The sequence below is a fragment of the Alteromonas portus genome (assembly GCF_005117025.1).
In the GTDB taxonomy this organism is placed as follows: domain Bacteria; phylum Pseudomonadota; class Gammaproteobacteria; order Enterobacterales; family Alteromonadaceae; genus Alteromonas; species Alteromonas portus.
Window position 1 is genome coordinate 1 of record NZ_SWCO01000004.1, and the last position, 19,019, is coordinate 19,019.

Consider the following 19,019-nt stretch of genomic DNA (forward strand, 5'->3'; position numbering starts at 1 on the left):
GGAGAGTGAGGGATTCGAACCCCCGGTGGGTTTGACCCCACGTCTGATTTCAAGTCAGGTGCATTAAACCGGGCTCTGCCAACTCTCCTGAAGTGCTGCGTATCTTAATGATTTATGTGGGTCTGTAAAGCACTAATTTTAACATTTTTAATCAAACGACTAATTGATAAACAAAGTGCTCAAAATTTAATTGCTCTGGTTTAAATTACACATTATTTGATCATACGTTACATTGACGCAGCACTGTTAAGCACTGGTCAATCACTCCACACAAACATGCTTGCAGGTTTGGTTAAAAGCGTTAAAGACATCGCTTTATCAGCCGCTCGGTTATTAACTCCATAGCAAACATGGAGTGGAAGAAGGTGCTCTTCTCTAGGATGTGCATATCGCGCATCCGGCGCGCTGTACCATTCAACAAGACGAGCTTTGCGTTCATTCTCGCTGTAGGCACTAGTCTGCATAGTAGTCTGAAGCCAGTTATTAAAGCGCGTTGCTTTTCGTATTGCGTCATCGGAGCTATCAAAAAAGCCCTGCATATTGTGAAAAGAAGACCCCGAGCCCAATACTAAAATATTCACTTCGTTCTTTGCATTACTATTTACAGGCTCTATCCCGCGTTCTACAGCTTTCCTAATTGCTTCTCCCAATACCACATGCTTTTCCGTATTTAAATCAGACGTAATGGATACTTGAATACAGGGTACATCAGCGTTGGGATACATGATACTTAGGGGAATGAACATTCCATGATCGAAACCACGTGCCCTATCCTCCCGCACAGCAATGCCTTGTTCGGTTAAACGCTTTAATAGCATTGTTGCGAGTGAAACTTCTCCTTTGGCCGGGTATTTAAGAGAGTACGCCTCTTGAGAAAAGCCATAATAGTCATAAACCAAGGGAGGCTCTGGGTGAGTAGTCACACTAACTTCTGTTTCTTCCCAATGAGCGCTAATTACTATGATTACATCAGGCCTGGGGAAATCTGCTGATAACGTTTTGAGCGCTTCAATCATTTCCTTGTGATACTGGGGAGAATTCGCGTCACCTTTTGTCTGCATTTCAAGCAGTGGTAGCGGACCTCCGCCATGAGATATATACGCTGTACTCATTTGTACTGGCAATGGCGTTTTAATTTCGATTGGCTGTTTCATAGCACTACTCTAAATCGTATCCGTGCGGGGCGTGGCTTACCATAGAAACCGACTGTTTAAAGCCGGCTTCAGAAAAAATGGGCGTAGCTCGCCTTACTTATAAAACTTGTCACTGATCAGAGAGTCGATAGAAAATTTACCCCCTCCCTGAATAACGAGAGCCGTTGTTGCTGCAAGCAATGCTAACGCAAACTCATAACCATTGTTGGTCATAAACAAACCGTTGGCTGCGTGCACGCTAAAAATTGCAATCACCATAGTGAATGCACTTACCAAAGCGGCCGGGCGTGTTAGAAAACCTACAATAAGTGCTATTCCACCAAAAAACTCAGCACTACCGGCCAGCAATGCCATTAAAAAGCCTGGCGCTAGTCCAATGCTTTCCATCCACTGCCCAGTGCCTTCTAATCCGTAACCACCAAACCAAGCGAAGAGTTTTTGTGCGCCGTGTGCAGTAAGAATAATGCCCACCGGCACACGTAAAACCAAACTAGAAAAACTGTTGTTAGAAGTAAAAATATTTTTCAAAAATTGCTTACTCATTTGTCGAATCCTTAAAGTCTTTGTGATTGAAAGTGTCATATCTAAAAAGTGATGAACGCAGTGCATGTCTTCATAGCGTTGGCACTGCGCTAACCTGATGCATACAGAATAGTTACCAACACCTATTGAATAAAGCACTCTAATATTGAATGATTACCAACATCATGTTGTTTATTAGAATGAAAGGCTGAACGATGGATAAATTATTGCTATTGAAAACTTTCAGCGTTGTTGCAAATGAAGGCAGCTTTACAAAAGCTGCAGAAAAGCTAGTCACGTCAAATCAGCTGGTAAGCAAATATGTCGCAGAACTAGAGAAGCAACTTGATACGCGCTTATTCAATCGCACTACAAGAAAAATCCACTTAACCGAGGCAGGACAACAATGCTTGCAGCATGCTAACCATATTCTTGAAAGCGTAACCGATATGGAAAGTCAGCTTGGATTGCTTAATACAGAAGCAAAAGGCGTTTTGCATGTTAGTGCGCCAGTTTCTTTTTCCACTCTGCATTTAGCTGGAGCGCTCAGTTCATTTCAACAAGCACACCCGAGTGTTTCGATAAACTTGCAGCTAAACGACAGAAAAATTGATGTCATAGATGAAGGGTTTGATGTAGCAATACGTGCAGGCCACCTTGCTAACTCAACGCTGGTGGCCAAAAAAATTACAACGATAAAATTAGCGCTTTGTGCCGCACCAGCCTATTTAAAAAAATATGGCACACCGAAACATCCAGCTGAATTAAAGCCTGAACACTACCTTGAGTATTCTTACGTTAACTACGATAGCGACAAGTCAGCGCTTATTGCTGCACTAAAAGCCAACGCTCAGAAAGTAACCCCAAGGCTAACAGCTAATAATGGAGAAGTGCTAACTAATGTAGCAAAGCAAGGAAAAGGATATGTGCTCCAACCTACTTTTATTGCAGGAGATGCACTCAAAAATGGTGAGCTAGTGTCCATACTTGATGACTTCGTCCCACAACCTATATCGTTGTATGCGGTGTACCCACATAGAAAACTGATTTCAAATAAGCTGCGTGTTTTTATCGACTTTTTATCTAATTATTTCACAGACACGCCCTATTGGGACAACTAAAACAGTTACGCATAACCCGTGAAAAGTGCATTCTTACGGGGCTTACCCTAAATCTGCTATAAATTGAAAGCGGCGTAAAGGTTACTCTACGCCGCCGGTGTTAACCACTTCTGAGTCTATTAGTCTTGAATTTGATTGAGCAAAACTGATGGGGTTATGTATACACCACTACCTTTACCCCTAACCAATTCAGCGCCATTAAACTCTAAACGTTTCCATAATTGCAGGTACACCAGGGAACATGCCAATTAGTGCCATAACCGTACAGAGAATTAAGAATGTAATACCTGGAATAACCCAGCGCCCCGCTTTACCTAAATCTCCTGCTCGGTCTTTACACCCTACCAGCCCTAAATTATCTAACAGCATGGTAAATGACCAGCCAAATACAGGGTTTACTAATACAGATGAGATCACAACTAAAGCAGCTGACTGAGTAGTTTTACCTTCACGCGTCATTTGCATACCCGCTTCCATCAAAGGAAGAAATACTCCCACTATAAGCGCTACGCAAAGTACAGGAGGCCAAATAGCTAAATCCATAGGATACCCCCACAGAGCTGCTACTATGCATAAAAAGCCCGTTACCAAAGCACCACCGGGAATGGGTCTACGCGCAATTGACGCAGGAATGATATACGTTCCCCACGAAGATGAAATATTACCGCCACCTAACAGACTGCCCACAGCTTGACGGCTCGACGCAGCAATCATGGTATCATCAATGTTCATGTGAGCCCGTTCGCTCTTTTTGGGATAGCTCAACTTTTGGAAGACTTGATGACCTAAGAAATCAGGAGACCACATAGACACAGCCAGCACGGCAAAAGGAAGGACAGCAATGAAATGAGACCATTCTGGAAGACCTAGTTTCCATCCTGTGTCTTCACCCCACCAATAAGCAGGATTCAAATTGGGCATACCTGGCGATGTGGTAAATTCAAATGGCGCGTCAAAAGCAAAAGCAATTGCTGCCGCCATTATTGCTCCAAGAGGAATGGCCAGCCAACGCTTTTGAATATGTTCCAGCCATGCATACATTAAAATAGTGGCAATGATCACCACAAAGGCCAAGTAAGCCATATCAAAGCTTTCTGCCCAAGCAAATAGCTTCTTGACCTGACCTGTAATGCCTATAAAGCCCAAATATAACAACAGCCCACCGCAAACACCGTTACTGGTGAGCTTAGCGAGTATGCTGCCGCCTTTTGTTATTCCTAAAATAAAACCAAATAAACCGATGAGCAGGCCAAGTGCCATGGGGTGACCACCAGATGCAACGATAAGAGGTACTAGCGGTAACAGCGGCCCGTGTGTACCCGCTAAATTGGCAGACGGATTGAAAAAGGCTGAAATTAAAACAACGAACAAGACTGCGGCAATAAGTAATTCAAAGCGCACGTTTTCGATAACAAATTCAGGAGACAGCCCTAGTGGCGCTGCAAATGCGCCAACAACGGCGGCAACCATAACAATTTTACCTATGGTTGCAGCCATACCGGGTACAAAGTCTTCCCACTCAACGCGATAATCTTTACCAGGCAGGTTTAACCGCCAACGTTTAGGAGAAAGTATTTGTAATTCGTGGTTTAAATAGTCGTCTCTTGATTTAAAACTACTGCTTGGTTTGTGAAGATTTTGATAAAAAGAACTTTCCTGTGACACATAACACCTTTAGATTGCGCGAAGAAAACGCAAGCCTAAACATGTGAATGGAATGTAACAATGCGACTGTGGTCTTATACGAAAGTTTAACGTGATAGACAGGCATAAAAAAACCCGCAACAAAGTGCGGGTTTTCATAATATGGCGGAGAGTGAGGGATTCGAACCCCGGTGGGTTTGACCCCACGTCTGATTTCAAGTCAGGTGCATTAAACCGGGCTCTGCCAACTCTCCTGAAGTGCTGCGTATCTTAATGATATTTTTATGACTGTAAAGCGAAAAATTAAAAAAGTTGTCTAAGTGCCGAGATTTCAATCAAATAAGCGGTTTAGCACGTATAAGAGACGTTTTTATATTCATCTGACACCATTTTCATCTGAAACTACTTGAAAATGGGAACTAAAACCCATACAACATACACTAAATAATTGTGTACCATTTTGGTCATATCATAAGTCCTGTTGGAGGAAACAATGGATCAACGTTCGATGTATTCAAGTGCATCTCAACCATCGGTATTGCAGACGAACAAGGTTCTACGCAACACCTATATGCTGCTTGCGATGACACTAGCGTTTAGCGCGGTTTGTGCTGGTATAGCGATGGCAGTAGGCATTTCTCCTATGATGTCTCTTGTTATGACTATCGGCGCTTTTATTACTCTTTTTGTAGTTCAGAAAAAAGCTGACTCGGCATCTGGTATCTACTGGGTGTTTGCATTCACAGGTTTAATGGGCGCATCACTTGGTTACACGCTTAATTTCTATTTAGGTGTAGCCGGTCCTGGTCTAATCATGGAAGCATTGGGTGCGACAGCACTTGTGTTCTTCGCGCTTTCTGGCTACGCACTTACCACTAAGAAAGACTTCTCGTTTATGGGCGGATTCTTGGTAGTAGGTCTAGTTGTAGTGCTTGTTGCTGCTATTGCGAACATCTTCTTCGCGGTACCTGCAGTAAGCCTAGCAATTAGTGCAGCGATTGTATTCATTATGTCAGGTTTCATCTTGTTTGATACAAGCCGTATCATCCACGGTGGTGAAACAAACTACATTCGCGCGACAGTTTCGCTATACTTGAACATATACAACTTGTTCACGTCTATCCTTCACCTTCTGGGTGCATTTGGCGGCGACGATTAATTTAGCGTTAAAGGTTAAAAAGATAAACACCCCTTAACCGGGGTGTTTTTATTTGTATGGCAGAATATTCAATACTTATCACATCGTCACCGTTTCAAGGCGATACCGCTTTACGCGCCCTCGCATTTGCGCAAGGTGTTATTGATAATGGTGATGTAATAAACAATGTTTTCTTTTATAGCGAAGGTGTACACCACACTAATAACTTAATGCTAAACACGGGTGACGAGCTGTTCATACTTGATAGCTGGAAGACTCTAGCGTCTGAACACAACGTGAAATTACTTGTATGCATTACCGCCGCCGTTAAACGAGGTATTGTGAGTGAGTTAGAGGCGAAAGAAAATGGGCTGTCTCAGGCCAATTTAACCGCGCCTTTCGAGCAAGCAGGCTTGGGCGAATTCTTCACTGCGCTCCACGAGTGCAACAGGCTGGTGCAGTTCTAATGGCAAGGTTACTTATAAGGTTTACACAAAGCCCATTTTCCAATGCTAAAAGCCAAGACGGTTTAGATTTTGCGCTTGCTGCAACAAACTATGGGCACGATGTTAAAGTGCTTTTTGAAAACCAAGGTGTGCTGCAGCTTGTTAAAGCAGCATCTACCAAAGGACTAAAAAATCACACTAAGCGTTTGGCTAGCATGCCGTTTTTCGATATCGAAGAATGTTTTGTGTGTAAAGCAAGTGCAGATACCTACGACATTGAACAGGTTCTTGCTAATAACAGTTTAGTTGATGAGTTAGACTGTGAGTGGACAACCCCAGAAGAAAAAGTCGCGCTTATCCAAAGCGTAGATCATGTGGTGACGTTCTAATGCTTATTACTATTTCAACGCCAAATTTGAGCACTGAATACAAACAGCTTATTGAAGCCACTTTTAAGCAGGCGAACTTAACATATATTGTATTTGTTGGTGATGGCGTTTATGCCCCTGTATTAAACACCGCGTTTTTTGAGCAACTGGCCAATTTCGTAGGAAATACGGAGAGAAATACGGTAAAAAGTACGGTAGAAGATAAGGTAGAAAGCGCGGCAAAAGACAAACCAACGCTTAGCCTGTCGTTCTTGAGTACAGATGCGGCTGCTAGGGGCGCAAATCTGCCCGAACATATTAATCCAATTTCCCACAAAGAACTTGCTGAAATATCAGCAAACAATCAGCACTGGATCCCCCTTTCATGACACAAGAAACCTATAGCTTCAATTATAAAGGGCATGCGATCCCTACAGACAAAGCCGGGTATTTACTCGACTATACCCTTTGGGAAGAAGGTATGGTTGAGTTGCTGGCGCAAGAAGAAAACATTGAGCTAACCGAGGCCCACTGGGAAGTAGTGCGTTTCGTGCGCGCATTTTATGAAGAGTACGAAACCAGCCCAGCGATTCGTGCTTTGGTGAAAGCTATGGCCAATAAGTTTGGCCCAGAAAAAGGTAATAGCCGCTACTTGCAGCGACTCTTTAAAAAAGGCCCGGCGAAGCAAGCCACTAAATTAGCAGGATTACCTAAACCCGCGAAATGCTTGTAAAGGCGATATTGGAAAGGCCAGGCATCGCTTAGTTCTATTTTCCGTCAATCGCACCGCTCCGGAAAAGAGTACACTGTCTCTGCACAAAAAGTCTGGCCATTACTCTCATAGCAAGTACGCATACTCACTGTTCTTTTGCATATTCCTGGAGAATGGGGCTCTAAAATATTTGAAGAATCTAGACCTGGACCAATATAAGCCCCCCAATATTGGTTTTTTGCCTGTTTTTTAGCAAGTTCTCTTCGGCACTGCTCGTCGTCAGCAATGGTATTAGTTGTTTCATCTATTTCGCCGTCTATAAATGCTAGCGCATGGGTCATCCCATCAATTTTCGACATGCCTCTCTCTAGGCTTAGTGCTGCCGAATTTAACTTATATTTATGATTTGTAGAGAGTTCCAGCAAAAGGCCAAGTCTAAAAACCAAGCGATTCTCAGCGTCACCAACAAAAGCAATGATAGACTTATCATTTAAGTCACGATAAACATTAAGGTCTACTGAATGCCCATCGATTTCAATTTCTAGACCAGTCAACTCCTCACCTTTACCTAAATCATTGAGATTTAGGTTCTTTCCCTCCACATATTTTATAATACTGCTTTCTATTTGGTTCCTGACTTCGTTTTGCCTCCTTGCTCCTTTGTAGTATTCAGAAACAACATAGCATGTGGCTGAAGTTTCAGATTGTGCCTCTGCAAGTGAAGTATTTGAGGTTTTTTTCGCGCTATTAAAGGAGTTTGGCTGCCCAGTTTCATCCATAATTGAAGCAGTCACTATTGCGGGTAAGAATAGAAACGCCGCTAATATTCCTATTTTATTCATTGAAAAGTCCTTATCTCTTTTATCTTATGTCCTATTTCTTATAATGGTTAATGTAGACTGCAACCTTCCACTAATCAATATTACTGTTCAAAAACGTACATTACGATTCAATAATTTATATTAAGCTTATAGATTAAGCATAACTTCCTTCTTCCTAGTTATTATTCCAACCAAGCTCTTTGCACGGATTGAGGCCCGATTTAAGGTAACTATCAAAAGAGCCGCCCTTTTGTAAATTGCTCTAGCCTTGGTGTTGATATTGCAACTCACCTCTAACATTAGCGTTTTATCTCGGGTTTCAGGCATATTTTTCATACTTGCCTTTTACCGAACACCATAAACGTGAATGTTTTACATAAATGGACATAGGAGGCTGTATGACAGTTCAAAAACACTACGTAATTGTGGCCAACCACGACGACGCCACAGCTTACACCTATACCAACCACGGAAGTGCACTTGTTGAGGTAAAGAAGTGGCACAATGAGTTTAGTGGCGCGAGTGACCAAGACATTTATACAGATGAACCCGGCAGACAATCGGCTCCCGCTTCGCAAGTACCGGGCGTTGATAGCATGAATCGAAAAGATGCCGCTGAACTCGAAGATGAACGATTTGCTAGTGACATTGCTGACTGGCTAGATGGTGAGCGTAAACGGGGGGCGTTGGGCTCGATAGATATTATTAGCGGACCTGGGTTTCTTGGTAAATTGCGAAACGGAATGTCATCTCAATGTTCGGACGTTGTCGATAAAGAAGTGAAAAAGAATGTTTTAGGTGTGGACGAGGAAACCTTACTTTCCTACCTTAAATAACACGTTTTCCTGTAAATCTAAGGTTAGAGGCGGCTGTGATTTGACCGCCTTCATTTTATTCGTATGCGCGGTATTATTTAAAAGTTTTAGTCAGCCTTTAACATATTAACTTCACCCACTGCCTCAGCGCTCTTAAACGTTTTTACTTGCGTGACTTCTAGGTCGGTATAGATACGAGGGTTATTCAAAATATACTCTACCTCATTATTCAATGCGCCTTTAGTGTCAGCCGTTAGCCACGCGTTAATAGCATGCTTATCATGAGGAAGAAAGCAGGGAATGGATTTTTCATGATACTGACTAAAGCCATCTATGGGCGGACGCGTCACCACTGCACAAGAATATAGACCGTTACTAAACCTCCGATATACCGCACCAATAAGCAATGCCCCACTGGTGGGTTTCATTAAGTAATGTGCTTTGCCTTTCCCAATTGGGTTAGACTCCCCTACTGCCGTTGCTACGACTATAGCCCGCCGTTCTCGAATAAACTTTCCCCAATAAGGGCTTTCTAGATTACGGGCATTGAATGTGGTTCTGTTGCCAACCTCTAACGTGTTTTCAACGGGCTTAGCATCAAACCACCATGTAGCATCTATGGTGCTATCATCAGACACAATTGCGTTGGTTATTTGCCGTTCGGCTGCTTTTCCAAATGCGGGATAAAAGTTAATGACATTGCTTGTGGAAGATTCGTTGACAAAGAGCGGTATGGTTTCTGTAAGCCCGACTTCTTCAAGTAGCGCTATAACTTCAGGTGAGTCAGTAATACGTTGTATGAATCCGCACATGTATTCTTTCTCTTTTTTACTAAGAAACCTGTCTAATAGTAACGCTTAGCGTTAGAAATCAAAGCTAAAAATAAAAAAAGGAAACGGTAGCTAACCGTTTCCTCTTGATTTTATTTGCAATTTCTAGTTTCAGTAATGCATGCCATTTACTGTGTATGCTTATCCAAAAACTTGATCATTGCATCCCAACGCTCTACGTTATTCTCAGGCTTATAGAAACCATGGCCTTCGCCTGATTTCATCATCCACTCGTAGGGCATGTTGCGCTTCTCTAACTCAGCACGCAAAGCAAATGCATGCTCTTTAGGTACACGTACGTCCTCTTCACCCTGAATAATGAAAACAGGGACTTTTATTTTGTCTACATTTTTAACTGGAGACTGTAAATCCCTTTCACCACCCGTTGGCAGCACTTGATTAAGGTAGTTTATGCCCGCTTGGTTTTCAGGGATGTCACCTTTCTCAAGCATCATGTCTAAGTCGTATACACCCACGAAACCAATTGTACATTGGTAAAGATCAGGCTCACGAATTACACTTTGTAATGCAGCATAACCACCGTATGAACCACCGTAAACGCACATGCGGTCTTTATCAACTATGCCTTGTTTAACAAGATGCATAGTACCGTCGGTCATGTCATCTATCATCGTGGTACCCCATTTACGAAATCCCGATTTTTCAAACGGAAGACCATAACCACCCGAGCCACGGAAGTTTGGCTGTAGTACTGCGTACCCATGTGATGCTAGTACTTTCGCATCGCTGTCCATTCCACTTAATGAATCATAAGGGCCGTGTGGCCCACCATGGGGAAGCAAAACAAAAGGAAGGTTTTTAGATTTTCCATCAGGAAGCGTAAGAACTGCCGAAATTTCCTGACCGTCTCTTGCTTTATAGGTGATTAGTTGCGACTTAGGGATCGTTAAATCTTTCAGCCAAGGCCTAGTTTCAGCGAGTTTGACGAGCTTACGTGCTGACTTGTCAAACAAGTAAAAGACAGTGGGGTTATTCGCGTTACCTACACGAAAGATCACTTGATTTGTATCATTAGTAGAAGACGTTGCTTCAACCACTTGACCTTTAAAGGTATTTGTTAAGCTTGCTAATATTTTTTGATCTTCGCCATATTGGACACCGTCCAAAAATACAGCATCAATACCCAGATATTCAAAAGAAGCCCCTTGAACTTCTCTAACTTGGCCATTTTGAACGTGAACAATGGGTGAAACATCAACTTTGTCATGTGCGTAAAGAACAGTGTGCTTTTTTGTATCTACATTAAATGTAGCAAGTGCTTGTGTATCTGTTTCTATGGTACTTAAACCAACAAGAGTTTTGTTATCAGCTAAAAAAACTAAAGGTTGGAAAAATGGGTCGTATGCACCGGCTTCATATGCAGTATACCAATCACTTTCGGGAGACGATCTAACAATTAACGTTTGCTTATTATCTTCGTTAGGGTCAGAGTTAAACATCGCTAATACGTTACCGTTGGTTCCAGTAATAACCTCTGCTCCACTGCCTGCATAGCGACGTAGCGGCATTCTTCCCATACCACTTTTCCGCCCATTGCTTACTTTCATCTTATAAAGATCTAGGTAAGGCTCTCTTGCGGTCAAATCAACGCTGTAAACCACAACGGCATCGGGATCTGATGGTAAATAGTCAACAATTCGAGAGAACCGCTTATCGCCGCTTTCTGAACGCCAGCCAGTTAATATCGTGCTGTCACTTCCGTCAGCGTTCATAGCTATAAGTTCGCCTGTGGGCAGCGGTTCTTCAAAGGAGCCCACTTCACGAGCCATTGTTAACAAGAGACGAGCGTCATTTAGCCAGTTAAATGTACTGACCGACTCTTTCCCGCGTCCACGCGTAATTGATACAACCTCTTGTTTTTTGATATCTAAAACTGTCAGCGAAATTAAACCTTCTTCGCTGCGGGATGTTGAGGCTAAGTAGGTACCCTCTGGGGAAATTTTAATATCCAAATATTGAGCATGCTTTGCATAACTTTCAATAATAGGTTGCTGAACGTCCGCATAAGATATGCAAGAAAAAGCTAGGCTTCCCAGCATAATCGTTTTCAATAAAGACAAACGAGCTTTCATTTATTTATCATCTCCATGTAAAAAAGCCTCCGATTATCGGAGGCTTACTACTTTAAGTCATACTTTTAGAAGTTGTATTTTACGTTAGCAAATACTCTTCGACCGATAAAGTCGTACTGAGAGAATAAAGCAGAGTTACCTAACTCGAAACCACTTCTAGATAATTGAGGTGGTTCTTTGTCAAACATGTTTGCTACACCCACAGTAAAATCGAAGTCTTCGTAAACAAATGAACCCGACAATGCGTGATATGTCGTCCATTTCGTTTCATCGATAAACGTCACTGTTTCGCCATTTAGCGTAGTGGTATTTGTTTCGCTACTGTAGTACTCGTAATCGTTAGTAGAGTCGAAGTAGCTAGCAGTCCACGTAACGCTCCAGTCGTCTTTGCCATAGGTTAGTCGAGCTACACCCACATGCTTAGGAACACCGTTTTCACCAACTTCGTTGTTATACGGAGAATCTTCAAACAATAGGCCGAACTTTTCAATCTGCATAGTGTGTTCTACGCGGAAACGAACGTTACCCCAATCGAATTCCTCATCATAAGTGAAGTTGTAGTCAACACCGCGTACACGTTGGTATGAAATGTTTACGTAACCACCGTTAACTTGGTCGATACCAAAATCGTTTGCGTCTGAACCGTCTCTACGTGTAAACAAATCACATAATGGCTCGTTAGCGAAATCGATAGAGTTATAACAACGGCTAACAATGTCTCCACCGCCCAAGTTGTCAATTTCATTTGAAATTTCAATATTGAAATAGTCAATTGAGAAAGCGTACGTATCTTCAGGGCTAGTAAGCACAAGGCCGATACCTTCTGCAACTGAAGTTTCAGCTTCAAGACGACCTACACCGCCGCTTGTAACAAGCAACGCTGAACTTCCACCTTGCTCGTAATCCGCAGGAATACCTTCAGCTTGACAGTTTGCAAATACGGTATCGGAAATTGCACCCGCGTTAAACTGATTAACGTAGTCAAGACAAGGGTCGATAGCTAGCTGACCAGCGAAGCCAGTCTGCTCTGCAAGGTATAGCTCGTATAGAGCCGGAGCACGGAAAGACGTACCACGACTCGCACGAACGCTCACACCATCGACGATAGACCAGTTCAAGCCTAATTTAAACGTTGTGTCTGAACCATAAGTATCAACATCGTTCCAACGACCAGAGGCAGTTAGATCAAGTCTTTCGAAGCCTGTCACGTCTTCTAAAAGTGGAACTTTAACTTCCGCGTAGATCGCTTTAGTCAACTGATCACCTGCAGTGATACCTGCTCCAGAAAGACCCCAAGAGTTGCCGTTAAGAGTATTTTCTCCAGGCGTATCTTCGATTTCATCTTTTTGGATTTGGAAACCAAATGCAGCACCTACTTCACCGGCTGGTAAAGTGAACAAGTCGCCAGTTACGTAACCTTCAAGGGTTTGCTGGTCGTAAGTTGTTTGCCCGTAATCACGACCAAATAAAAACGACTCTTGTGCTGGAGTTCTGTTACCGTAAAGGAATTCTGGGTCAGTCCAAGGGATGTCTACACAAGTATTGCCGCTATACTCTGTCACTTCACCAGAACAGCTACCGCCAGTAGCAGCATTGATCTGCGCCATCAACATAGCATCGTAGTAGATGATATCTTGCTCGTACTTACCATCGTTGTGGCTGTACTGATAAGATAAATCCCAAGTCCAGAAGCCGATATCGCCGGTTGCACCAACAACACCACGGGTATAGTCAACTTGAATTTCTGAGCTGAAGTGGTCTGTCAAAGCAACGGGGAATATGAAACCATCTCCATCAAACCCATCTAGTACATCGGTAGATAGCGTGCCTACATCAGCAGTCCAGAACTGACGGTAGTCATCAGTTTTTGTTGTACGGCGGCTATGAATGAACTCACCGTAAATCACTACATCGTCAGTAAGGTTATATTCACCGGTTGCATAAAGCGACGCGTTTTGTGTTTCTGGTACAACAGTTTGCGCAGCTAGGAATGGGTGGTTTAGATCCCACCAACCTTCACTGGCATAGTCGTCGTTAAACGATACTGGATACCAGCCTTCTGGCGTTGTGAAACCAACGTTTGCATCGTTAATGCTTTCATAACCGTTGTTAGCAAAAAAGTTGTCGTAGTCATACGCTGCTTGTAAGCTACCGCCGTAAGCTGAAGAAACCCCGCCATACAACCATAAGCCGTAACCTGTTTCGCTACAGTGGTAGTCACCAGTACGTGGGTCGATAGGATCGGCACGTGAACCATCCGCAGCAAACTGTAGACGTTCAGTACAGTTGAAATAGTCGCGGTCACCACGACGTAGCATAGATACCTTACGGTAGTCAGCAGTTACACGGAATGAACCTTCTGCGTACTCTTCACCAAAAGAGATATTAATACGGCGGTCTTCACCGCCCGACTCCATCGGCTGGCTGATATCAACGTTTACTGTCTTCTCGTCGCCTTTTTTGGTGATAATGTTAATTACACCGGCTACCGCGTCTGAACCATAAAGCGCAGATGCACCGTCTTTAAGTATTTCAACGCGCTCGATAGCTGAAAGTGGAAGACTGTTCAAATCGAATGAAGAAACTGCTCCACGTGTACCCGCAGGTCCAGCACGACGGCCGTTCAATAGAATAAGTGTACGGTTAGCACCTAAGCCACGTAGGCCTACAGTCTCTGCACCAGTACCACCATCAGTAACATAACCTACGGTAAGCGCCGCAGTAATCTGGCTTGAACCAGCTGCCGCAGTACTTGTACGAAGTAGTTCCCCCAAAGTCTTAAGACCCTCACCTTCAGCATCTTCAACAGAAATGATGTCGATAGGAGTATCATTAGCAAAAGAGTCTGTGCGGATACGAGAGCCTACTACTGAAATCTGTTCTACAGGTTCAGCACTATTGTCTGCTTCTTCTTGAGCAGCTACGAATGAAGCTCCCCCAAGACCAAGCGCGATGATTATCCCTTGAGATAATCGATTTAGTGTGTTTCGGTTTTCCATTTTGATTCCCTGGAATTCGGCTTTCTGAACAAACAGAATTACCTGAGAGGTAAGTCCGTTTATCCGTTAAGCTTTCTTATTTTAAGTAAATGTGAATTCGACCTTTTTTTCATTTTTGTGATAAAGGCGGACCCATATTTCATTTTTGTTACGCTGCAAGCAACGTTAGCAAAAAGTATAGGATTAAGGAGAAAGTGTCAATTATGACGTTAGTGCATGAAATATAAATAATTTAAGAGTAAAACACTTAATCCATTTACATTTAGAAACAACTTTTATTGAATTTTTTTGAATTATAAGGTGTTGTTTATATAGAGAAATTTTACATACTAAGCGCTTGGCTAAATAATATGCGAACTAACTTGAAAATAGGAGGGATATTCGGCACAAAAGGAAAGATAATAAAATCCGATACCTACTTACGATACCGGATTTTATTAGTATCAAGTAACAACAAAGTGGCGTCTGATTGCCTTGGGTTGTCTACTGATCGTTTTTATTTACGCACTCGTTGCTTTAATCACTTCTTGCCCTGCCATGTAAGGCACTAGCGCTTTCGGAATGGTTACGCTTCCGTCTGCTTGCTGGTTATTTTCCAGAATTGCCACAAGTGTACGCCCTACCGCTAAACCAGAACCGTTCAATGTATGAAGTAGTTCAGTTTTGTTTGTTTCAGGGTTACGGAACCTAGCCTGCATACGTCTCGCTTGGAAATCCAGCATGTTTGAACATGACGAAATTTCACGGTAGGTATTTTGCGCCGGTAGCCATACTTCAAGATCGTAGGTTTTACATGCGCCAAAGCCCATGTCACCCGTACATAGCAACACTTTGCGGTACGGCAATTCTAACTTTTGCAAAATAACTTCGGCATGCCCTGTCAGTGCTTCTAGCGCGTCAAAGCTCTCTTCAGGCTTAACCAATTGTACAAGCTCGACTTTATCGAACTGATGCTGACGAATAAGGCCACGCGTATCACGACCATACGAACCGGCTTCTGAGCGGAAGCAAGGCGTATGCGCTGTCATTTTCACAGGCAGTGTTTTCGCATCTAATATTTCATCGCGTGCGATGTTTGTCAGCGGAACTTCCGCCGTAGGAATTAGGCTAAGTCCCTGTCCTTCTTCGGTTGCTGGTTTAGTGTGAAATAGATCCTCACCAAACTTAGGCAACTGGCCTGTACCGTATAAACTATCTGCGTTAACTAAGTAAGGCACATACATTTCTTGGTAGCCATGTTCTTGTGTATGGGTATCAAGCATGAACTGCGCAATTGCACGATTTAGGCGAGCAATATCGCCGCGCATCACTACAAAACGGCTTCCGGTAAGCTTACTTGCCGTTGCGAAATCAAGGCCATTGTTTAAGCCTTCTGCAACATCTACGTGATCTTTTACTTCAAAATCAAACGTACGAGGTTCGCCCCAACGGGAAATTTCCACGTTGTCGTTTTCGTTCTCGCCTTCAGGTACAGACTCATGCGGCAAGTTAGGAATGCCTTGCGTAAAGGTATTTATTTCTTCTAACAGTTCGCTAAGCTCCGCTTTAGCGGCATCAAGCTCGTCACCCAGTTTACCCACTTCAGCTAAAAGCGGTGCTATATCTTCGCCCTGCGCTTTTGCTTTACCAATGGACTTACTTCGTACGTTACGCTCGTTTTGCAGATCCTGTGTTCTGGACTGAAGTGTTTTTCTTTTTTCTTCAAGCGAACTAAAAGCTGCTACATCGAGGTTAAAACCACGGGCAGCTAATCGCTTAGCTGTTTGTTCTATATCGCTTCGCAAACACTTTGGATCTAACATGTGTTTCTAATTATCCTTTCATTAATTGAATGGCTAGCCAACCTGCTACTAGGCAAGCGCCAACGTTAAGAAATACATTCGCTGCGGCTTTAAGCCACAACCCGTTTTCTAATAAAGTTAAGGTTTCAACAGAAAATGTTGAGAATGTAGTAAAGGCACCTAATAGGCCCACACCGATGAGCGCACGGTAAGGAGAGTCGCTTAAATCGTGACGTTCGATAATGCCGTACAATAACGCAAGTGCAAACGACCCAACCACATTCACCGTTAGTGTACCAAACGGCATGTGTTTTCCAAATAAGGAATCAACACTTGTGGTAACAAAATAGCGTAAACAGGCGCCGGTCGCCCCGCCAGCGGCAATAAAACAGTACAAAGCTAACCCTTGAGGCACGAAAAACTCCCTAGCGCGTTATTTTTATAGATAAATTGATGTTACTCAAATGCGTGAGGTACACCTTAACAACTTTACCTTTTATTGTTGCTTCTCGCATTAAGTGAATCGAGAAATTCACGCTTGGCTTTTAACGCTTTTTCTAAACCGCGTTCGTTAGGGTTGTACAGTCGCGTTCCCGCAAGGCTTTCTGGTAAATATGTTTCGCCAGCTGCAAAGGCATTCGGTTCGTTGTGTGCATAGCGATAGCCGTCGCCATGACCCAATTCTTTCATAAGCGACGTTGGTGCATTGCGTAAATGCATGGGAACCGGAGCGTCGGATGTTTTACGCGCCAATGCTTTTGCTTCATTAAATGCCATGTAAACCGCATTACTTTTTGCTGCTAAGGCACAGTAAACGGCTGCTTGCGCAATGGCCCGCTCGCCTTCTGCCGGCCCAACACGATGAAAAGTGTCCCATGCATTAATGCAAAGCTGCATGGCTCTGGGGTCGGCGTTACCAATATCTTCTGACGCGATAGCCAGTAATCGCCTTCCCACGTACAGTGCATCACCGCCGCCATCCAAAATTCTTGCATACCAGTAAAGAGCTGCGTCAGGATCTGAACCTCTCACAGATTTGTGAAATGCTGAAATTAAGTCGTAGAAGGTATCGCCTTTGTTGTCGTAGCTAGCAACTTTCTCGCCTACCGCATGTTCTACATCGTTTACGGTGATATTGTTAGCGCTTGTGAAGTCGGCAGCCAGCTCTAAGTAGGTAAGAAGGCGCCGGGCGTCGCCACCGCTTAAATCTATAAGGGCGTTTCTTGCTATGTCTTCAATACCAAGGGCTCTATCGCCCAAGCCTTTTTCACTATCACTCAGTGCTCTATCAACTAATTCAGATAGCGCGTGTTGTTCAAGTGTTTTTAGCACGTAAACGCGAACTCTAGATAACAGTGCTTTGTTTAATTCAAACGACGGATTTTCTGTGGTTGCACCTATAAAGGTAACCACACCAGATTCAACAAATGGCAAAAACGCATCTTGCTGGCTTTTATTAAACCTGTGAACTTCATCTACAAAAAGCAGCGTTCGCTGATTGTAGCGGGCGTTTTCCTCTGCCGTGTCCATAGCGGCTCTGATGTCTTTTACCCCAGAGGTAACCGCAGAAATACGTAGCACAGACGCATTCGTGTATTGTGCGATAAGCTCTGCAAGAGTGGTTTTGCCTGTGCCGGGCGGCCCCCACAAAATCATAGAGTGGCAGTGACCCGCCTCTAACATTTTACGAAGTGGCTTGCCTTCACCAAGTAAATGCTCTTGACCGCTGTACTGTTCAATGGAAACCGGGCGCATTCGCGCCGCTAACGGCGCGAATTCTTGATTAACGCTGGTCATCAATTATGAAGCTATCTGGAATATCAACTGAAAACGTATCGGCTGGCACGGGAAAGCGGGTTTCAATATTTTTAAACACTAACGTGCTAATTTGCTGTTGCGCATCGAGCATATTAAGTAAAGCCAGTTCATTGTCTTGATTAAACGTTAAAGTAAGCGTGACAATTTGACCACCTTCTTCCTTAGGTGTGATTTGATAACTTTCCAAAGCAACATCGTTATTTATGCCATTTGCCGAATTGTCAGTAACGATCCCACTGTTCATTTGGCTAATAGTAAACTTTGACCACGTAGTTTCATCTGTAGACGTTAGCAAAACAATTGGGTTATCTTTAATAGCGTTCGCTTGGGATAGCACCGTTACTTGTTCTACGAAGGTATCCACATTCCACACCGCTTCACCATCGGCTACCAGTAAGGTTTCATCAGGAAACGTAGTCTCCCAACGTAACTTATTCGGACGAGTCATGGTTAACGTACCCTGAGCTTCGTGCACCACGTTTTGCTGCGCATCTACTACTGTTTGGTTGAAGCCTGCACGAAACTGTTTCATACCGCTTAATAAAGCTTGCAGCGACGAACTAACATCATCATTCATGCTGCCTGAAGCGTCAGCACTAACGGCGTCTTCGCTACCGCTATCCGCTATTGCAATGTTAGCTCCGTTAAGCTCTACAGCCGCATTGGCAGAGTTAATTGCTACACCCGATGCCGACAGTGCACCTACAAAAAATGCACTAATAAAATAAACCGAAACTGCTTTATTCATTTATTCAAT

The 19,019-nt window shown here is 43.4% G+C and carries 18 protein-coding genes and 2 tRNA genes; 7 read left to right on the forward strand and 13 right to left on the reverse strand.

The features are described 5' to 3' along the window. The 3 genes from E5672_RS07660 to E5672_RS07670 all read right to left on the reverse strand — a co-directional run bounded on the left by E5672_RS07660 (position 1) and on the right by E5672_RS07670 (position 1,697). Positions 1 to 88, reverse strand: a tRNA-Ser gene (locus E5672_RS07660). A gap of 169 nt (positions 89 to 257) precedes the next feature. Next, the gene (locus tag E5672_RS07665; protein ID WP_136781662.1) at positions 258 to 1,154 is read right to left on the reverse strand and encodes a DODA-type extradiol aromatic ring-opening family dioxygenase; all 897 of its coding nucleotides are present in this window, start codon (positions 1,152 to 1,154) and stop codon (positions 258 to 260) included. 93 nt (positions 1,155 to 1,247) lie between these two features. After that, positions 1,248 to 1,697 carry a DoxX family protein gene (locus E5672_RS07670; RefSeq protein WP_136781663.1) on the reverse strand — a complete coding sequence of 150 codons (450 nt, stop codon included), beginning with the start codon at positions 1,695 to 1,697 and terminating at the stop codon, positions 1,248 to 1,250. 194 nt (positions 1,698 to 1,891) lie between these two features. Between E5672_RS07670 and E5672_RS07675 the strand changes: the two genes are divergently transcribed. After that, positions 1,892 to 2,797: a LysR family transcriptional regulator gene (locus E5672_RS07675; protein WP_136781664.1), complete on the forward strand. Its 906-nt coding sequence runs from the start codon at positions 1,892 to 1,894 to the stop codon at positions 2,795 to 2,797. A gap of 198 nt (positions 2,798 to 2,995) precedes the next feature. Here the strand turns inward: E5672_RS07675 and E5672_RS07680 are convergent, their stop codons facing one another. Together E5672_RS07680 and E5672_RS07685 are read right to left on the reverse strand one after the other, a co-directional pair. Beyond that, the gene (locus E5672_RS07680; protein ID WP_136781665.1) at positions 2,996 to 4,462 is read right to left on the reverse strand and encodes a DUF3360 family protein; all 1,467 of its coding nucleotides are present in this window, start codon (positions 4,460 to 4,462) and stop codon (positions 2,996 to 2,998) included. A 142-nt stretch (positions 4,463 to 4,604) separates the two neighbouring features. Next, positions 4,605 to 4,695, reverse strand: a tRNA-Ser gene (locus tag E5672_RS07685). A 239-nt stretch (positions 4,696 to 4,934) separates the two neighbouring features. Between E5672_RS07685 and E5672_RS07690 the strand changes: the two genes are divergently transcribed. Genes E5672_RS07690 through E5672_RS07710 form a run of 5 tightly spaced genes read left to right on the forward strand, consistent with a single transcriptional unit; the run spans position 4,935 to position 7,126 of the window. After that, the gene (locus E5672_RS07690) at positions 4,935 to 5,600 is read left to right on the forward strand and encodes a Bax inhibitor-1/YccA family protein (RefSeq protein ID WP_014949619.1); all 666 of its coding nucleotides are present in this window, start codon (positions 4,935 to 4,937) and stop codon (positions 5,598 to 5,600) included. Between the two features lie 56 nt (positions 5,601 to 5,656). After that, entirely contained in the window at positions 5,657 to 6,046 is a 390-nt protein-coding gene (tusD, locus tag E5672_RS07695) for a sulfurtransferase complex subunit TusD (RefSeq protein ID WP_136781666.1), read from the forward strand. Next, on the forward strand, positions 6,046 to 6,414 hold the full coding sequence (locus E5672_RS07700; protein WP_136781667.1) for a DsrE family protein: 369 nt from the start codon (positions 6,046 to 6,048) through the stop codon (positions 6,412 to 6,414). The genes tusD and E5672_RS07700 overlap by 1 nt, the downstream gene beginning before the upstream one ends. Further along, positions 6,414 to 6,782 (forward strand): hypothetical protein, encoded by a 369-nt coding sequence (locus E5672_RS07705; protein ID WP_136781668.1) that lies wholly within the window; start codon positions 6,414 to 6,416, stop codon positions 6,780 to 6,782. Before E5672_RS07700 ends, E5672_RS07705 begins: the two co-directional genes overlap by 1 nt. Next, a complete protein-coding gene (locus E5672_RS07710; RefSeq protein WP_136781669.1) occupies positions 6,779 to 7,126 on the forward strand; it encodes a TusE/DsrC/DsvC family sulfur relay protein in 348 nt (115 codons plus the stop codon). The genes E5672_RS07705 and E5672_RS07710 overlap by 4 nt, the downstream gene beginning before the upstream one ends. Before the next feature lie 44 nt (positions 7,127 to 7,170). Here the strand turns inward: E5672_RS07710 and E5672_RS07715 are convergent, their stop codons facing one another. Beyond that, positions 7,171 to 7,947, reverse strand: coding sequence for a hypothetical protein (locus E5672_RS07715; RefSeq protein ID WP_240692183.1), 777 nt, complete (start codon positions 7,945 to 7,947; stop codon positions 7,171 to 7,173). Between the two features lie 377 nt (positions 7,948 to 8,324). On the opposite strand from E5672_RS07715, the gene E5672_RS07725 reads away from it, so the two are divergent. Continuing rightward, positions 8,325 to 8,762, forward strand: a complete 438-nt coding sequence (locus E5672_RS07725) for a host attachment protein (RefSeq protein ID WP_136781671.1) — start codon at positions 8,325 to 8,327, stop codon at positions 8,760 to 8,762. A gap of 86 nt (positions 8,763 to 8,848) precedes the next feature. Here the strand turns inward: E5672_RS07725 and E5672_RS07730 are convergent, their stop codons facing one another. From E5672_RS07730 to lolA, 7 genes are all read right to left on the reverse strand, one after another. Further along, positions 8,849 to 9,553 carry an SOS response-associated peptidase family protein gene (locus tag E5672_RS07730; RefSeq protein ID WP_136781672.1) on the reverse strand — a complete coding sequence of 235 codons (705 nt, stop codon included), beginning with the start codon at positions 9,551 to 9,553 and terminating at the stop codon, positions 8,849 to 8,851. Between the two features lie 146 nt (positions 9,554 to 9,699). After that, positions 9,700 to 11,664 carry an alpha/beta hydrolase family protein gene (locus E5672_RS07735; RefSeq protein WP_136781673.1) on the reverse strand — a complete coding sequence of 655 codons (1,965 nt, stop codon included), beginning with the start codon at positions 11,662 to 11,664 and terminating at the stop codon, positions 9,700 to 9,702. 65 nt (positions 11,665 to 11,729) lie between these two features. Further along, the gene (locus tag E5672_RS07740) at positions 11,730 to 14,663 is read right to left on the reverse strand and encodes a TonB-dependent receptor domain-containing protein (RefSeq protein ID WP_136781674.1); all 2,934 of its coding nucleotides are present in this window, start codon (positions 14,661 to 14,663) and stop codon (positions 11,730 to 11,732) included. Between the two features lie 500 nt (positions 14,664 to 15,163). Next, positions 15,164 to 16,465 (reverse strand): serine--tRNA ligase, encoded by a 1,302-nt coding sequence (gene serS / locus E5672_RS07745; protein WP_136781675.1) that lies wholly within the window; start codon positions 16,463 to 16,465, stop codon positions 15,164 to 15,166. Between the two features lie 10 nt (positions 16,466 to 16,475). Then, positions 16,476 to 16,859 carry a fluoride efflux transporter CrcB gene (crcB, locus tag E5672_RS07750; RefSeq protein ID WP_136781676.1) on the reverse strand — a complete coding sequence of 128 codons (384 nt, stop codon included), beginning with the start codon at positions 16,857 to 16,859 and terminating at the stop codon, positions 16,476 to 16,478. Between the two features lie 74 nt (positions 16,860 to 16,933). Continuing rightward, on the reverse strand, positions 16,934 to 18,241 hold the full coding sequence (locus E5672_RS07755; protein ID WP_136781677.1) for a replication-associated recombination protein A: 1,308 nt from the start codon (positions 18,239 to 18,241) through the stop codon (positions 16,934 to 16,936). After that, entirely contained in the window at positions 18,228 to 19,010 is a 783-nt protein-coding gene (lolA, locus tag E5672_RS07760) for an outer membrane lipoprotein periplasmic chaperone LolA (RefSeq protein ID WP_136781678.1), read from the reverse strand. Before lolA ends, E5672_RS07755 begins: the two co-directional genes overlap by 14 nt. Between the last annotated feature and the right edge of the window lie 9 nt (positions 19,011 to 19,019).

Coding starts and splice junctions, on each gene's coding strand:
- E5672_RS07740 (WP_136781674.1), bottom strand. CDS start 14,663: ATGGAAAACCGAAACACACTAAATCGATTATCTCAAGGGATAATCATC.
- E5672_RS07670 (WP_136781663.1), bottom strand. CDS start 1,697: ATGAGTAAGCAATTTTTGAAAAATATTTTTACTTCTAACAACAGTTTT.
- E5672_RS07735 (WP_136781673.1), bottom strand. CDS start 11,664: ATGAAAGCTCGTTTGTCTTTATTGAAAACGATTATGCTGGGAAGCCTA.
- E5672_RS07690 (WP_014949619.1), top strand. CDS start 4,935: ATGGATCAACGTTCGATGTATTCAAGTGCATCTCAACCATCGGTATTG.
- E5672_RS07665 (WP_136781662.1), bottom strand. CDS start 1,154: ATGAAACAGCCAATCGAAATTAAAACGCCATTGCCAGTACAAATGAGT.
- E5672_RS07675 (WP_136781664.1), top strand. CDS start 1,892: ATGGATAAATTATTGCTATTGAAAACTTTCAGCGTTGTTGCAAATGAA.
- E5672_RS07705 (WP_136781668.1), top strand. CDS start 6,414: ATGCTTATTACTATTTCAACGCCAAATTTGAGCACTGAATACAAACAG.
- tusD (WP_136781666.1), top strand. CDS start 5,657: ATGGCAGAATATTCAATACTTATCACATCGTCACCGTTTCAAGGCGAT.
- E5672_RS07755 (WP_136781677.1), bottom strand. CDS start 18,241: ATGACCAGCGTTAATCAAGAATTCGCGCCGTTAGCGGCGCGAATGCGC.
- serS (WP_136781675.1), bottom strand. CDS start 16,465: ATGTTAGATCCAAAGTGTTTGCGAAGCGATATAGAACAAACAGCTAAG.
- E5672_RS07710 (WP_136781669.1), top strand. CDS start 6,779: ATGACACAAGAAACCTATAGCTTCAATTATAAAGGGCATGCGATCCCT.
- E5672_RS07730 (WP_136781672.1), bottom strand. CDS start 9,553: ATGTGCGGATTCATACAACGTATTACTGACTCACCTGAAGTTATAGCG.
- E5672_RS07725 (WP_136781671.1), top strand. CDS start 8,325: ATGACAGTTCAAAAACACTACGTAATTGTGGCCAACCACGACGACGCC.
- E5672_RS07700 (WP_136781667.1), top strand. CDS start 6,046: ATGGCAAGGTTACTTATAAGGTTTACACAAAGCCCATTTTCCAATGCT.
- lolA (WP_136781678.1), bottom strand. CDS start 19,010: ATGAATAAAGCAGTTTCGGTTTATTTTATTAGTGCATTTTTTGTAGGT.
- E5672_RS07715 (WP_240692183.1), bottom strand. CDS start 7,947: ATGAATAAAATAGGAATATTAGCGGCGTTTCTATTCTTACCCGCAATA.